Source organism: Stutzerimonas kunmingensis, assembly GCF_021432085.1.
In the GTDB taxonomy this organism is placed as follows: domain Bacteria; phylum Pseudomonadota; class Gammaproteobacteria; order Pseudomonadales; family Pseudomonadaceae; genus Stutzerimonas.
In genome coordinates this window covers 3,768,861-3,783,796 of the sequence record NZ_CP090366.1, presented here as the reverse complement: position 1 = coordinate 3,783,796, position 14,936 = coordinate 3,768,861, and the positions used below count along the sequence as shown (strand labels likewise).

Here is a 14,936-nt window from a genome sequence, read left to right as displayed (position 1 = left end):
AAAGCCTGCGGGTTGGAGTAGACTCCAGGTCAAGCGGAAGTTTGCTGCCGATACAGCGCGATCTTCGCCTGCAGCGCGTCGAGATGCTGATGGTCGCGCTGGATGCGTTCGTGCAGCCCGGCAGCATGCTGCTCAAGCAACGCCTGGCGCGCTGCCAGGGTGGTATCTCCACATTCGCGCAGATCGGCATAGCGGATGATGTCGTCCAACGCCATGCCGGTGTCTTTCAGGCGCAGGATGAAGCCGATCCACTCCAGGTCGCGTGGGCCATAGACGCGAAAACCGCTGGCGTCCCGAGCGACCTGCCGTAGCAGGCCGATCTTTTCGTAATAGCGCAGCGTATCGGCGGACAGGCCGCAGCGCGCTGCGAACTGCCGGATGCTGAGGCGGACCGGCGCCTCGCTCATGCCCTGATCGACCGCAGAATGACGAACTTCGGTGTGGCGGCGACCTGCTCGGCATTGCCGAACAGGCGCTTGAGCTTGAGGTGATAGCCGAGGTGGCGATTGCCGACGATCCACAGCTCGCCGCCCTTGGCCAGCGCTGCGTTGGCCTGGGTGAACATGCGCCAGGCGAGGAAATCGCCGACCACCTGCTGCTGGTGGAACGGTGGATTGCACAGCACCAGATCCAGCGAGGCCGGCGGTTGCTCGGCCAGGCCGTCGCCGGCGCGAATCTCGACCGGACGCTGGCCATGGATTGCCTGCCAGTTCTCCCGTGCCGACTGCACAGCCATGTAGCTCTCGTCCACCAATGTCAGTTGCGCCTGCGGATTGCCCAGCGCGTAGACGATGCCGAGCACGCCGTTGCCGCAGCCGAGATCGGCGACGCGCAGTGCACCGAGTGCCTGCGGCAGATGTGGCAGGAAGGCGCGGGTGCCGATATCGAGGCCTTCGCGGCAGAACAGGTTGGCGTGGTTGAGCAGTTCGAGCTTCGGCTGATCGAGCTGGTAGCGGGTCGGGTAGGGTGACTGCGGCGCCGGTTTCGCGCTCGGCGTTGCGCTGAGCAGACGTGCCTTCTTCACCGCCAGCGAGGCCTGCACCGGGCCGATGTACTGCTCCAGCAGATCACCGGCGGCGCGCGGCAGATGCTTGATCATCGCCGCAGCGATCACCTGCGCGCCGGGCGCCAGCTGGCCGTGAAGGCGGATCAGCTGTTCTTCCAGCAGGGCAAGGGTTTTCGGTACGCGAATCAGCACCCGGTCGAACGGGCCCCGGGCGACCTCGCTGGCAGGTACGAAGCGCACGCGCTCGGCCGGCAGCTCGTTACGTGCCAGGTTCTTTTGCAATGCCAGGTGGCCGAGGTGCGAGTCGCCGCTGCTGGTGACCGCGACGTGTGCGGCCAGCGAGCAAGCCAGGGCGCCGAAGCTGTCATTGAGGATCAGTACTCGCGTGGCCGCTGGCAATCCCTGCTCATGCAGCTGGGCCAGCAGGTATTCGTCGGCGGCATCGAAGGCCTGCAACGGCTCGTTGGGCTGCTCCGGCTGGCGGATCAGATCGAGGCTTGCATAGGGGGTATCGAGAATAGGCATGAGAACTGGCGGTGTTTGTCGGCTGCGTAAAGGAGTATCAAGGACCCATGCGGGCGCCGCGTGCAGTGGGCCCGAAGATGCTCGGAGGGAGCGAAGTATGACCGCCAGCGAAGAGAAGTTCACCCGCCAGCGCCTGCTAGAGGTGCAGACGCTGACGCCTAACCTGTTCACCCTGCGTACCAGCCGCGATCCCGGTTTTCGCTTCACCGCCGGGCAGTTCGCCCGCCTCGGTGTGCGCAAGCCAAGCGGCTGCATCGTCTGGCGCGCCTATTCCATGGTCTCGGCGCCGCACGACGAGTTTCTCGATTTCTTCTCCATCGTCGTGCCGGACGGCGAATTCACCAGCGAGCTGAGCCGGTTGGCAGTCGGCGACGAGCTGCTGGTGGACAAGCAGGCCTTCGGCTTTCTCACCCTCGATCGCTTTCCCGATGGCCGTGATCTCTGGCTGCTGGCCACCGGCACCGGGATCGCCCCGTTTCTGTCGATCCTGCAGGACTTCGAGGCCTGGCAGCGCTTCGAGCGCATCATTCTGGTCTACAGCGTGCGCGAAGCCCGCGAACTGGCCTATCAGCAGCTGATCGCCGAACTGCCGCAACGCGACTACCTGGAAGGTCTGGGCTCGAAGCTGCTGTACATGCCGGTGGTAACGCGCGAACAGATACCCGGTGCGCTGCACGGGCGCATCACCACGCTGATCGAGAACGGCGAGCTGGAGCGCGCCGCCGATCTGCAGCTGGCGCCCGAGCATTCGCGGATCATGCTCTGCGGCAACCCGCAGATGATCGAGGACACCCGAGCAGTGCTGAAAGCGCGTGATCTGAACCTGGCGATGACGCGCAGGCCCGGCCAGGTGGCGGTGGAGAACTACTGGTAGGCGATTGCCGCGCGGAGTCTCGCGAAACAAAAGCCCCCGCCGGACGATCCGACGGGGGCTTTGTCTTTCTGGCTGAGGCTTGGCGGCGGGCGCAGCCGTTACACGACGCCCTGGGCCAGCATGGCATCGGCAACCTTGACGAAGCCGGCGATGTTGGCGCCCTTCACGTAGTTGATCCGACCGTTTTCCTCGCCGTGGGCGACGCAGGCGTGGTGGATCGACTGCATGATGCCGTGCAGCTTGGTGTCCACCTCACCGGCGGTCCAGTGCAGGCGCATGGCGTTCTGGCTCATCTCCAGTCCGCTACAGGCCACACCACCGGCGTTGGATGCCTTGCCCGGCGCGTAGAGGATGCCGGCCTCGAGGAACAGGTCGACGGCTTCCAGGGTCGAGGGCATGTTCGCGCCTTCGGCCACGCAGATGCAGCCGTTCTTCAGCAGTGCGCGGGCGTCTTCGCCATCCAGTTCGTTCTGCGTGGCGCAGGGCAGGGCGATATCGCACGGCAGGCTCCACGGACGCTGATCGGCCAGGTAGGTGACGCCGAAGTGCGTGCCCATCTCCTCGAGGCGACCACGACGGACGTTCTTCAGGTCCATCAGGTATGTCCACTGCTCGGCGGTCATGCCGTCCGCGAAGTGCAGGGTGCCGCCCGAGTCGGACAGCGAGACGACCCGGCCACCCAGTTCCATGACTTTCTGCGCCGCGTACTGCGCAACGTTGCCGGAACCGGAGATCGCCACGCGCTTGCCGTCGAAGCTGCTGTGGCTGCTCTTGAGCATTTCCTCGGCGAAGTACACGCAGCCGTAGCCGGTGGCTTCCGGGCGGATCAGGCTGCCGCCATAGGCCAGGCCCTTGCCGGTCAGGACGGAGGTGAACTGGTTGGACAGGCGCTTGTACTGGCCGAAGAGGAAGCCGATCTCGCGGCCGCCGACGCCGATGTCACCGGCCGGAACGTCGAGGTCTGCGCCGATATGGCGGTACAGCTCGGTCATGAACGACTGGCAGAAGCGCATCACTTCGTTGTCACTCTTGCCCTTGGGGTTGAAGTCCGAGCCACCCTTGCCGCCGCCCATGGGCAGCGAAGTCAGGGAGTTCTTGAAGACCTGTTCAAAGGCGAGGAACTTGAGGACGCCGATGTTCACCGACGGATGGAAGCGCAGGCCACCTTTGTATGGGCCGATGGCGCTGTTCATCTGGATGCGGAAGCCGCGATTGACCTGCACACGGCCCTGGTCGTCGACCCAGGGTACGCGGAAGATGATCGAGCGCTCCGGCTCGACCATACGTTCGATGATGCCGGCCTGCATGTAATGCGGATTGGCTTCAAGGAAGGGCCAGAGGCTGCGAACCACTTCTTCCACCGCCTGGTGGAACTCGGGTTGGTGGGGGTCGCGTTGCTTCAACCGCGCGAGAAAGGCATCAACGGTTTCGATCATCAGGTAGGCCCTCGGCGACCGCGTGTCGGCAGTCATTAATAATTTTGGCCGGAGACTGTAGCAAACCTGATTTGCACCGCGGAAGTGCGACATGAGTCTGGCATGCCGCCAAATGGTGCGTTTGAGGGGTAGTGGTGCTGAAGGTCTCGGCTCCGCGCGTGGCGTCTGGTTTCTATGTTTCCCGATGCTTCAGACTTCACAGGGCGGAGGCGTTGCTCGATTTGCACGGAATTGGAGCGCTGGGTGCGTCATTCTTGTGCCTGGTGGGGTGATGGCTAGTCGGCCAGCTCACAGCGATTGCGACCACTGCGCTTGGCTCTCAGCAGCGCGATGTCGGCGCGGTTGATGGTGCTCGAGTAGGTTTCGTCGGCGCGCAGCTCGGCGATACCCATGCTGGCGGTTACCCCGAGCAGGTCATCGTTTACCCGCACGCCGAGCGCGGCAATGCTGTCGCCAAGACGGCGTATCACCGTGCAGGCCATTTTGGCGCTGCTTTCCGGCATCAGGATGAGGAACTCCTCGCCGCCCCAGCGACCGCAGAGGTCGTGCTCGCGAATCTCCGATTCCATGACGCGCACCACTTCGATGAGCACGCGGTCGCCGACTTCGTGGCCGTACTCGTCGTTGATGACCTTGAAACGGTCGATGTCCAGCATGACCACGACCAGCGGGCGGCCGTAGCGTTTGGCGCGCTCGCTTTCCTCACGCAGGCGCTCGGTCAGCAGGCGGCGGTTGGCGATGCCGGTCAGGGTGTCGAGAGTCGAGGCTTCGCGCAGCGAGGCATTCAGGTCCTGCATCATCATCTGATAGCGGTCGGAGATGCGTGCGACCTTTTCCAGCTGGCGCAACTGCTTGTCGAAGCGGGCGGCCAGGCTCAGTTCGCGCTCGCGGGCGATGCTCTGGTAGCCGTCCGATACGCGGGCGATGCGCTCGATCCGGCCAAGCAGGTCATGGTGCGCTCCCCACAGCTGGCTCAGCGCTTCCTTCAGCGGGTGCCCCTCGAACTGCGGATCGGCGAGGAGATTGATGACCTCTTGCTCTAGCGGCGATGGCCCACGCATATCGACCTTCTGTCAGTCGTGACTCTGGATGAAAAAGGGGAAGGTGCAGTCTTCCTTGAACTCTTCGGCCAACTCCACGACGCGCTCGTTGCGGATGTCGTAGTACCAGTTGACCGCGACCTGCCGGCCTTCCTGATAGGCGGCTTCGAGCAGGTCGAAGATGTCCATCATCGCCTTGATGCTGCTGGTGTTCAGGTACAGCAGGCGCAGCTCGAGGTTGAGCGGATGTGCGGATTCGCCGAGGAAGCGCTCGATCCATTCGTAGACCTGGTGGAACAGCTCGTAGGAATTTTCCGGGTACGAGTCGCCCTGCATCGAGACGATGCCTTTTTCCCAGTCGGACTGGATGGCGGGAGTGGACTGACTGCCGGGGATTGAAAAATCGTTCATGGGGATGCTCTTGAGTTTCAGATGACGGCGCTCAGGCTGATGAAGGAAAGCTCGTCGGAGACCGGCTGCAACGAAGCCTTGAGCGGCTCGCTGGACTTGCGGGCAATATCGATCAGGCCGAGTCCGGCGCCGGTTGCCACGTGTTCGTCACGCGGCTTGCGCAATTGTTCCTTGTACAGGGCCTTGAGGCCGGCCTTGTCCTTTTTTGCCAGTTCCGCGACGGCGGCAAGCAGTTGCTGGCCGTCGGCGGTTTCGATCAGGTTGCCGGCCGAAACCACGTAGCGGCCCTGGTCATCGCGTGCGACCACGACTGTGGCGCCGGCCTGCTGATCGGACCAGTTCTTTTCGCGGGTGTAGTGGCGAATGTTCTGCGTCATCTCGATGTACACGGCGAACACGTCCATGGCCGAGGACGGGTGCGCCTGCTCTTCGCTCATGTAGTTGCGCAGGGCATTGCCGATCTCTTCGATCAGGCTGCGGGAGATGGGGCCGTTGAAGCACAGCATGATCTGTTGCTGGTTGTAGCATTCGCGCATCGCGAACATGTCAATGGGGGCCATGGCCAACTCCCTGTCTCAATCGAAGCGGAAACATAACATCGTGATGTCATCGCGCTGTGGGAATTCACCCTGATAGCGCGCCAGTGCGAGGCTGAAGGCTTCGCCCTGTTCGGCCAGGGGAAGCCGTGCATGCTCGCGGATCATGCTGGCGAAGCGGCTGTTGCCAAAGCCGAACCCGTCGTCGCCGCCGGCCTGGTCGAGGAAACCGTCGGTAGTCATGTAGAAGGTCCGCCCCGGTTGCAGGTCGACGCTGGTGTTGCGGTAGTCGCCGATGCGTTTATCGCCGATGGCGCGCCGCGCTGCCTTGATCTCGTGCACCTCTTCGCCATCACAGTAGTACAACGCAATCTTCGCGCCGGAATAATGCACCTTGCGCTGGCGCAAATCGACATAGGCGAGGCCGATATCCATGTTGGTCGCCAGGGCATGGGAATCCTGCTCTTCGCGCAGCATGTTGCGCACGATCGCATCGGTACGCGCGAGCGCGGCGGCGGGGTCGTCCAGGCCGGTCGTGCCGAGCGCCTGATCGATGGCGGCGTGGGCCAGCATCGTCATCAACGCGCCGGGCACGCCGTGACCCGCGCAGTCGACGATTCCGAACAGGCAGCCATGTTCGTCGGCGCGATATACATAGAAGTCGCCGCCGACGACATCACGTGGCCGCCAGAGCACCGCATGGCGATCACCCATGGCGGTGACCAGCTGCCGGTTGGGCAGGATCGAGCGCTGGATAAGGCTGGCGTAGTCGATCGAGTCGTCGATCTTCTTGTGCGCGGCGGCCATCTCCAGGTTGGCCTGTTCCAGGTCGCGGGTGCGCTCACGCACGCGATTCTCCAGCTCGCTGGTGTGGCTGCGAACCTGCTGCGCCATGGCACCGAAGGCTGCGCTGAGTTCGCCGATCTCGTCCTGCCGGTGCAGGGGCAGGGGGGCATCGTACTGTCCCGCCGCCAGGGCCTGGGCGCTGCGTCTCAGCTGGCGCAGCGGTTTGAGCACACGCTTCTCGACCAGCCAGGCACCACCACCGATCAGCAGCAGGAACAGCACCAGAAACAGGGCGATGGCCGGCAGCAGCGGACGCACCTCGACGACCTGTGCGGTGCCCAGGTCCACGGCGCTGGCGACGAACCACTGCAGCTCGGGAATCCAGCTCAGCGCCAGCAAGCGGGGCGCGCCATCCAGGGTGACGCGCAACGTCGCCACGGTGTCGGGGTTCTCGCGGCTTTCCGCCATGGCCTGACGCACTGCCGAGGCCGCGCCGAGGTCGTCGAGCTGGCCGAGGATACTCGTCGACAAGGAGCGTCCACGCGCGGTTTCGGCGTTGAGCGTGACCAGATTCTGATTAGGATGAACGAGGATGGAGCCGTAGGCATCGAGCACCATCGACTCGACGCCGACCTTGTTCGCCTCGATGAAGTCATCCAGAAATGCTTGCAGGCTGATGCCGGAACCGACCAGGCCCAGGCGTCGATCGCCGTCACGCACCTGCACGTTGAACCACACCTTGAGCTCCTCGGTGACCACCGAGCGGTCGACGTTGATGGCGTAGGGGGTATCGGCCTGCAGTGTCTGGAAGAACCATTCGTCGCGCGGGGCGTCTGGGGCCATCACATAGCGAGGCGCATCGCTGGGTGGCTGGTCGGGTCCGTTCGAGTAGTAGCCGTTGCTGCTCGCCGAGGCGGCGAAGTAGGCGTGGTCGCCGAAGGCCTGCTGGTAGCCGGCCGCTTCCTGGAAAAAGATCTTGCGCCTGGCCGGGTCCTGCTCGTCGTTCAACCAGGCCAGCGTCAGTTGCGAAGCCGCCAGCCGTTGAGCCAGTGCCAGTTCGCGTGAAACCGGTGCGAACAGCCGTTCGCGGTTGAGTTGGACCACATTGCGCGCATAGGCCTCGCCGAAGCGACTCTGCACGCCGAGCAACGCCTCTCGGCCAATGAAACCGGCAAAGACGAAAGCAAGCAGGCAACTGAGCAACAATGCCAGCAGTGATTTGCCGCGCAGTCCAAGTGCCGCCATGCGAATTGTCCTTTGTCGGTCGCGGGGGCCAGCGTGGTGCGATTGCCGCGCCTGCCGGGCGTTCAGTCATTCAGGTTGGCGGCATTGTGCCACTATTTGTGGGTGCTTTCTCTAGACACGACAACGGAGCCTGTTCGGCTCCGTTGTGGTCATCTACCGCTTACTGCGCCAGCTTCTTGTACCTGACGCGGTGCGGCTGGGAGGCAGCGTCACCGAGGCGCTTCTTGCGATCGGCTTCGTACTCGGTGTAGTTGCCTTCGAAGAACACGACACCGCCATCGTCCTCGTAGGAGAGGATGTGGGTGGCGACACGGTCGAGGAACCAGCGATCGTGGGAGATCACGATGGCTGAGCCGGGGAAGTCCAGCAGTGCCTCTTCCAGCGAGCGCAGGGTTTCCACGTCGAGGTCGTTGGACGGTTCGTCGAGCAGCAGCACGTTGGCGCCCTGCTTGAGGGTCAGCGCCAAGTGCAGACGACCGCGCTCACCGCCGGAGAGATCCTTGACGAACTTCTGCTGGTCGGCGCCCTTGAAGTTGAAGCGGCCAACGTAACCGCGCGATGGCACCTCGTAGTTGCCGATGCGAATCTGGTCCAAGCCATCGGAGACCGCTTCCCATACGGTCTTGCCACCGTCCAGGTCGTCGCGGCTCTGGTCCACGCAGGCCAACTGCACGGTATCGCCGATCTCGATGCTGCCGGAATCCGGGGTTTCCTTGCCCATCAGCATGCGGAATAGGGTCGACTTACCGGCACCGTTGCCACCGATCACGCCAACGATGGCGCCTTTCGGCACGCTGAAGGAGAGGTTGTCGATCAGTACGCGGTCGCCATAGCCCTTGGTGACGTTCTTGAATTCGATGACCTTGTCGCCCAGGCGCGGGCCGGCCGGGATGTAGATCTCGTTGGTCTCGGCGCGTTTCTGGAATTCCTGCGACTGCATTTCCTCGAAGCGCTGCAGGCGAGCCTTGGATTTGGACTGGCGGGCTTTGGCGCCTTTGCGCACCCACTCCAGTTCTTCCTTCATGGCCTTTTCATGGGCCGACTGCTGCTTGGATTCCTGCGCCAGACGCGCCGATTTGGCTTCCAGCCAGCCGGAGTAGTTGCCTTCGTACGGGATGCCCGCGCCGCGGTCGAGTTCGAGGATCCAGCCGGCGACGTTGTCGAGGAAATAGCGGTCGTGGGTGATCGCCACCACGGTGCCCGGGAAGTCATGGAGGAAGCGCTCCAGCCAGGCCACCGAGTCGGCGTCCAGGTGGTTGGTCGGTTCGTCCAGCAGCAGCATGTCCGGGGCCGACAGCAGCAGGCGGCACAGGGCGACGCGGCGCTTCTCGCCGCCGGACAGGTGCGCGACCTTGGCATCCCAGGCCGGCAGACGCAGTGCGTCGGCGGCGACTTCCAGCTGGCGCTCCAGATTATGGCCGTCGGATGCCTGCAGGATCGCTTCGAGCTTGGCCTGCTCGGCAGCCAGGGCATCGAAATCGGCGTCCGGCTCGGCGTAGGCGGCGTAGACGGCATCCAGGCGGGCCTGGGCGTCCTTGATCACACCAACCGCCTCCTCGACGATTTCGCGCACGGTCTTCTCGGGATCGAGCTGCGGTTCCTGCGGCAGGTAGCCGACATTGATCCCCGGCATGGCACGGGCCTCGCCGTCAAACTCGGTGTCGACGCCGGCCATGATGCGCAGCAGGGTGGATTTACCGGCGCCGTTCAGGCCGAGCACGCCAATCTTGGCGCCGGGGAAGAACGACAGGGAGATGTTCTTGAGGATCTCACGCTTCGGCGGAACGACCTTGCTCAGCCGGTGCATGGTGTAGACGTAAGAGCCTGTTTTTCCTGATTTGTCACTTTTGGACATGTTTAATTCGCCTTTAATCCTATATTTTCAGTGCCTTAAGGATAGGGATAGACACCTAAAATCGGAAAAGTAAAACGTTAGGTTTTGCGCTGACCATCCGATGCCCTGACTATGCTTAGAAAAAGTTATGTTTTATGAGGGGGCAATATGGGTTTCCAGATCATAGAGCAGGTGGTGAATGCTGCTCGAAGAAAGCTGCTGGTGCAAGACTACATCCCGGTCTACTACCCCAACCTATACATCACCATGGAGCACTCGGGCAGAGCCCTCGAAACGACCAAGAAGTACCTAGAGCATCTGGCTGTGTTTGAGGAGTTTTTGGCTTTTTCCTCCATCGATCTGATTGCTCACCTCGAACTGCGCCCTCACAGCCAATACCTGACAGACAGTGAGCTTTCTAGGTTTGTGTCGGATGCGGGGTTTAGCAAGGAAACCTTGGCAACGAAGTATGCGGGGGGGCGTTTGCATTCGACTGCCTACAAACCCGTCGGCAAAGTTCATGCGCAGCAGCGAATCGAGGCGGTACGCGACTATCTGGCCTTCCTCTATGACAAGTTGGGTGATCACTCAACACGATATGAGGCGGTTGACGATCTTAAGAAGCGCATCAACCGCAAGATCAAAGCAGCCAGCCCTGCGTGGAAAAAAACGCGAATGGACGAAATGAAAGGGCTTACGAGTCAGGAGCGAATTCGATTGCTGGAAATCATGCATCCGGATAGCGCCGAGAACCCCTTTTCAGATGAAGCCATCAGACTGCGTAACTACATCATTTTGCTGCTGGGTATCGACATGGGGCTGCGACGCTCCGAGATGCTGCTGATCAAGACCAGCGATATTCACTGGCACAGTCGTCAACTAGCGGTGGTCAACCTGGAGGATGAGAGCCTCGATCCACGAACCATGGCCCCGCAATTCAAAACCCACGAGCGCATGATGGTGATGACCGATGACCTGTATGACGCAATCACTGAGTACGAATCGAAATATCGCCATAGAAAGCCCCGTAGCGGCACAGCGCAAGCGAGAAGGCATCCGTTTTTGCTCGTGGCACACAAGCGAAATGAGGGCGGACCTCTGACCATCAAGGGAGTGGATGGCGTTTTGTCCAGAGTCCGACAAATAGCACCGGAACTGGCTCATGTGCACCCACATATTCTGAGGCATGACGCGGTCTACACGATGCTGGAAAGTATGCGAGAGGAACTGGCAGCCCTCACGCCGGAGGATCGCACCACGCAGGTTCAAAAGACCCTTACATGGATGTTCGGCTGGAGTTCCGAATCGACCATGCCCGGCCACTACGGCGCGAAATTTTGGAAGGAAGAGGCAGACAAAGCGATACAGAAACGGGCCGAGCGGTTTACGGCCAACCGTCAGAAGGCCGGCACGACATAAGGAGGTTCAGAGTGAACATCGCCGTCGGAGCACTTCAGGCACCCACGAAGGACAGCCTCGATGCATGGCTGAACACGCCTCGCCTGGCCAAGTGCGGGGAGGTGTTCACACCAGCCGAACCGATGTGGAAACCGGATAAATCGGCTAGTAATCCAGTCAACTGGAGAGCCGCTATTGCTTGCGTCTCGCCGGATTGGCAGCCCTGGTTGCACGCCGCCCTAGCGTACCGAATGGTTGATATGGCAGCGAGCACGGTTGCTACCGCCGCCAGTGGGTTGTCGCGGGCTGCTCAGGCCGGGATTGATCCGCTCAACGAGGATCACCTGATCGCTCTGCGGGAGCGCTTTAGCGCCAATGAGTTCAGTGGTATTTCCTCTTTCATGGCCTTTTGGCACGACTGCGAATCCCTCAAACAGCGCCCGTCGCAACCCCTGATCGATGCCTACCAGGCACTGCCCAGGAAAAAGTGTTCCAGCAACGATGTGATCCTCAGCCTGGACCCCGAACAAGGTCCGTTCACGCAGGTGGAGCAGGACGCGCTGCATCAATGGATGCATGAGCAGTTTTGTCACGGGCAGTTAAATTGCGAGCGCTACCTATACCTGCGCCTGATGATGATTTATGGGCAACGTGGCGCTCAGGTGCGAATGATGGTCTTTGGTGATTTCACGAAGATCGATCAGGGCTGCAAGGTCAGGTTTCACTGGGCAAAGCAAAAAGGCGACGAGGCGGGTTGGCGAGTAAAGTCCGAAATATTCAGTCTGGACGAGGACCTCTACAACACCGTGCAGGCCTACAAGGCAATGGTTCTGGCGCAACTCTGGCAAACGTATCCAGACGGTGCCGACTGGAATTCAGCCATTGCAAATGTGCCCCTCTTTCGTCGGAAGCTGGATGATGAAGCAGGGCCTTGGGAGCGGATGAATCTCCCTGTCTTAATCGATAGCCCCCTTCAAAAAGGCCTCGAAGACGCGCCGCAGCCGAACTTTCATGTCGGATCAGGCACGATCAGGCGTTGGCTTAGTCGCATCGAGCGGATGGAGGGCTTTCCGATTTCGCCTCGCACCCATCAGTCGCTGAAAGTGACGCGGGGGCACCGGTTCAAGCACACCTTGGGCACGGATCTTTCCAATGCGGGACTGGATGAGTGGACGATGGCCCGTGCATTGATGCACAAAAATACTAAGACAGTGCGAAGGTACCGAGCTGTGTCGTCGGAGTTGCTGGCGTTGATCGACGCGAAGATGAGCGACCATCTGGCCTTGGTTGTGAATGCGTTCACCGGGATCATCGTCACGGATCGTACCTCAGCGAAAAATGGGGATCGAGCGGATCGACAACTTGAGGATGTGGCAGTATGCGGTGCCACTGCCGCCTGCCATCTCGATGCGCCGGACACCTGTTACGCATGCGGAAAATTCCAACCCCTTCTGCATGCCGATCACCGCTCGGTCCTTGAGCGATTGGAACGTCGTCGGGCGCAAACCATTGCCACAGATAAAACGACCGGTGTGCTCTGGGATCGGGTCATTCTGGCGTGCCGCAAGGTGATTCTGGATTGTGAGGCCATGCTCCGATTAGGGAGGAAAGTCGAATGACCGATGCGGTTTATTCTGAACCGACGAACAACATTGTCGTTTTTAAGCCCAGGAGCCAGCTCGCTGCGGAGGCTCAGCTCGCAGCGTTTATCGATTGGGCAAAACAGACCCTGCCCAAAGGCATTCCCAAACGAGTGCACGCGAGTATTCGCTGGGAAGACGGCAGTTGGCACTTGCATGGCTTTGAAGGCTGTAGCTTCACGGCGCTCGGATCGACCAAAGTTGCCCCAAAGGCGATGCAGGCACCCTTCATGGAGTTTGCCAAAGCCATAATGGTGTACCGAAAGGTGTATTTGCAGAAAAAGGCGATGAGAGGCTGGCAGGGAGCCTTGAGCGCGCTGGAAGTCGCCTTGTTCGAATTGACCGGCACGCGCGATGTGACGCGGGTGTCCGCCGCTGTCTGTAATATAGCGTGCGAGCACATGACCCGTCACTGGACAAAAGGTAACACCGCATACCTTTGCAGTAAGTCATTGGAGGCCCTCATCACCCTGATGCGGGCATCCAAACTGCTCAAGTTGGATTTCCGGTGGACCTCTCCGCTGACACAGATGCGCCGTGGCACGCTCAAGCAGCAAAAAGCGGATCGGGAACAGAAGCTGCCCAACCCTGACGCGATCAGAGCACTCGGGGAAGTGTTCACTAACGAATTGACCCGCCCCCTCGATACCGTTGTGACATCCGCCTGTGTGCTGTTGCTGAGCGCACCCAGTCGCGTGGGTGAATTGGCGGATGTTGAGTTGGATTGCCTGGTATTCAAAGAGGATACCCAGGGCAATCGGCGCATGTTCCTGCGCTGGTATGCGGAAAAGATAAACCAGGTGACGCTGAAGCCCGTCGTTAAGCCTGAGATGGAGCCGGTCGTCGAGCGTGCTATCACGTTACTGAAACAGATCACCGATGAGGCGCGGGCTTACGCCGCCTGGCTGGAAGATCATCCCGATGAGTTTCCGCCCCATCAAGGACTGCCACCCAAGGGGCCTGATGAACCGCTCACATACGCCGAAGCCTGCGCCGCGCTGAAAATCGCCGTTAGTGATTGCACCGAATGGCGAAGCACATTCAAAAAAGTGTTCCTGAAAAGCATGGAGAAAAAGGCGCTCAGCCCCGCCGCCAGAGCCCTCTTGGCCGAGATCCGTGGCGGGTGGGATAGCGTAGGGAAACGCGTATATGTTAAGGGCAAGCTAGGAATCCAGGGTTATGCGTATGACGACCGGTGTGTGCTCACGCTGCGCAAGCTCAATTTGCTGTTGCGTGAAAAGTATCTTCCAAAGGATTTTCCGTACACCACGCCGTACACGGAGGGTAAAGCTCGGGTGAAGTACCGTGATGCGTTGTTCACCGTGCGCACAGGAGCACTGGTTGAAGACTCAGCTAACGCTGTGAAACACGGGTTTGGCGTGGACATCGCGGCGAGCGCTGTCCGACTGAACGTGCAATTAGGCTGTACGAACAAACAGAGAAAGCAAAGCCTGTTCGAGCGCTATGGCTACCCCGGTGTCAAGGTCAACACGCATGCGTTTCGGCACGAATTGAACACGCGGATGCACCAGGCCGGTCTGTCGCAACTCCTGATTGACGCCTTCTCCGGGCGCACGACGATGGGATCGGTCTACAACCATGAAACCATCGAGGAACGAACCCAAGGGGTTGCGGCTTACCACCCTAAAACGAAGCACAGCAACGCTGCTCAGCGTTTGGACAAGGTCAAAACCAATCAGCCGCTGAGCCTGGTTGATGTGAGGGAGCTGAGTGAGGGTGAGCAAGACCGCATTATTCATCAAACCCATCTCGGCGTCTGTGTGCACAACTTTGCTTCCGAGCCCTGCCCGAAAATGGGAGCCTGTTTGGACTGCGGGCTGCTCGGTTGCGTCAAAGGGGATGACGTGAAGCTTGGCAACCTCAAGGGAGAACGCGACGACCTGAAACTCCGCCTCGATAAAGCCCTGGATGCGCAGTCTCGGGGTGTTTTTGGGGCGTCGGAGTCAGCTAAAAAACTGGGTGAGAAGCTTTATAAATGCGAGGCGTTCATCCAAACGCTGGAAAACCCCGAACTCGAAAATGGTGCCATCGTGTGGAACGCTGATAACGGCTGGACACTGGCCAGGAACGCCGCCGCAATGTCGGGGCTGATCGAAGTCAACGCCATTGAAGAGGACCAAGCGCAAGAGGCGTTGCCATCTTTGGATGACGTCCTGGCTTTGCTGGATGAGATCGAGGGTTAAC

12 protein-coding genes are annotated in these 14,936 nt (G+C 60.7%); 4 read left to right on the top strand and 8 right to left on the bottom strand.

Annotated features, from left to right (window positions below; genetic code table 11):
* Positions 1 to 29: 29 nt before the first annotated feature.
* Positions 30 to 407, bottom strand: coding sequence for a MerR family transcriptional regulator (locus LW136_RS17975; protein ID WP_023446858.1), 378 nt, complete (start codon positions 405 to 407; stop codon positions 30 to 32).
* A complete protein-coding gene (locus LW136_RS17970; protein WP_234173342.1) occupies positions 404 to 1,531 on the bottom strand; it encodes a methyltransferase in 1,128 nt (375 codons plus the stop codon). Before LW136_RS17970 ends, LW136_RS17975 begins: the two co-directional genes overlap by 4 nt.
* Positions 1,532 to 1,628: 97 nt before the next feature.
* Between LW136_RS17970 and LW136_RS17965 the strand changes: the two genes are divergently transcribed.
* Positions 1,629 to 2,405 (top strand): ferredoxin--NADP reductase, encoded by a 777-nt coding sequence (locus LW136_RS17965; protein WP_023446860.1) that lies wholly within the window; start codon positions 1,629 to 1,631, stop codon positions 2,403 to 2,405.
* A gap of 98 nt (positions 2,406 to 2,503) precedes the next feature.
* Here the strand turns inward: LW136_RS17965 and gdhA are convergent, their stop codons facing one another.
* From gdhA to ettA, 6 genes are all read right to left on the bottom strand, one after another.
* Positions 2,504 to 3,841 (bottom strand): NADP-specific glutamate dehydrogenase, encoded by a 1,338-nt coding sequence (gene gdhA / locus LW136_RS17960; RefSeq protein ID WP_023446861.1) that lies wholly within the window; start codon positions 3,839 to 3,841, stop codon positions 2,504 to 2,506.
* 275 nt (positions 3,842 to 4,116) lie between these two features.
* Positions 4,117 to 4,902 (bottom strand): biofilm regulation diguanylate cyclase SiaD, encoded by a 786-nt coding sequence (gene siaD / locus LW136_RS17955; RefSeq protein ID WP_234173340.1) that lies wholly within the window; start codon positions 4,900 to 4,902, stop codon positions 4,117 to 4,119.
* A 12-nt stretch (positions 4,903 to 4,914) separates the two neighbouring features.
* Positions 4,915 to 5,292: a biofilm regulation phosphoprotein SiaC gene (siaC, locus tag LW136_RS17950; protein WP_230355944.1), complete on the bottom strand. Its 378-nt coding sequence runs from the start codon at positions 5,290 to 5,292 to the stop codon at positions 4,915 to 4,917.
* Positions 5,293 to 5,309: 17 nt separating this feature from the next.
* Positions 5,310 to 5,852 (bottom strand): biofilm regulation protein kinase SiaB, encoded by a 543-nt coding sequence (gene siaB / locus LW136_RS17945; protein ID WP_041014898.1) that lies wholly within the window; start codon positions 5,850 to 5,852, stop codon positions 5,310 to 5,312.
* A gap of 15 nt (positions 5,853 to 5,867) precedes the next feature.
* A complete protein-coding gene (gene siaA, locus LW136_RS17940) occupies positions 5,868 to 7,859 on the bottom strand; it encodes a biofilm regulation protein phosphatase SiaA (RefSeq protein WP_230355941.1) in 1,992 nt (663 codons plus the stop codon).
* A 160-nt stretch (positions 7,860 to 8,019) separates the two neighbouring features.
* Positions 8,020 to 9,714: an energy-dependent translational throttle protein EttA gene (gene ettA, locus LW136_RS17935; RefSeq protein WP_234173334.1), complete on the bottom strand. Its 1,695-nt coding sequence runs from the start codon at positions 9,712 to 9,714 to the stop codon at positions 8,020 to 8,022.
* A gap of 147 nt (positions 9,715 to 9,861) precedes the next feature.
* On the opposite strand from ettA, the gene LW136_RS17930 reads away from it, so the two are divergent.
* From LW136_RS17930 to LW136_RS17920, 3 genes are read left to right on the top strand one after another with little or no spacing between them, the layout of a single operon-like run.
* On the top strand, positions 9,862 to 11,112 hold the full coding sequence (locus LW136_RS17930) for a site-specific integrase (protein ID WP_234173325.1): 1,251 nt from the start codon (positions 9,862 to 9,864) through the stop codon (positions 11,110 to 11,112).
* Positions 11,113 to 11,123: 11 nt separating this feature from the next.
* The gene (locus LW136_RS17925; RefSeq protein ID WP_234173324.1) at positions 11,124 to 12,710 is read left to right on the top strand and encodes a site-specific integrase; all 1,587 of its coding nucleotides are present in this window, start codon (positions 11,124 to 11,126) and stop codon (positions 12,708 to 12,710) included.
* Complete coding sequence (locus LW136_RS17920; protein WP_234173315.1) at positions 12,707 to 14,935, top strand: hypothetical protein; 2,229 nt, start codon at positions 12,707 to 12,709, stop codon at positions 14,933 to 14,935. Before LW136_RS17925 ends, LW136_RS17920 begins: the two co-directional genes overlap by 4 nt.
* Position 14,936: the final 1 nt, after the last annotated feature.

Coding starts and splice junctions, on each gene's coding strand:
- LW136_RS17975 (WP_023446858.1), bottom strand. CDS start 407: ATGAGCGAGGCGCCGGTCCGCCTCAGCATCCGGCAGTTCGCAGCGCGC.
- LW136_RS17970 (WP_234173342.1), bottom strand. CDS start 1,531: ATGCCTATTCTCGATACCCCCTATGCAAGCCTCGATCTGATCCGCCAG.
- LW136_RS17965 (WP_023446860.1), top strand. CDS start 1,629: ATGACCGCCAGCGAAGAGAAGTTCACCCGCCAGCGCCTGCTAGAGGTG.
- gdhA (WP_023446861.1), bottom strand. CDS start 3,841: ATGATCGAAACCGTTGATGCCTTTCTCGCGCGGTTGAAGCAACGCGAC.
- siaD (WP_234173340.1), bottom strand. CDS start 4,902: ATGCGTGGGCCATCGCCGCTAGAGCAAGAGGTCATCAATCTCCTCGCC.
- siaC (WP_230355944.1), bottom strand. CDS start 5,292: ATGAACGATTTTTCAATCCCCGGCAGTCAGTCCACTCCCGCCATCCAG.
- siaB (WP_041014898.1), bottom strand. CDS start 5,852: ATGGCCCCCATTGACATGTTCGCGATGCGCGAATGCTACAACCAGCAA.
- siaA (WP_230355941.1), bottom strand. CDS start 7,859: ATGGCGGCACTTGGACTGCGCGGCAAATCACTGCTGGCATTGTTGCTC.
- ettA (WP_234173334.1), bottom strand. CDS start 9,714: ATGTCCAAAAGTGACAAATCAGGAAAAACAGGCTCTTACGTCTACACC.
- LW136_RS17930 (WP_234173325.1), top strand. CDS start 9,862: ATGGGTTTCCAGATCATAGAGCAGGTGGTGAATGCTGCTCGAAGAAAG.
- LW136_RS17920 (WP_234173315.1), top strand. CDS start 12,707: ATGACCGATGCGGTTTATTCTGAACCGACGAACAACATTGTCGTTTTT.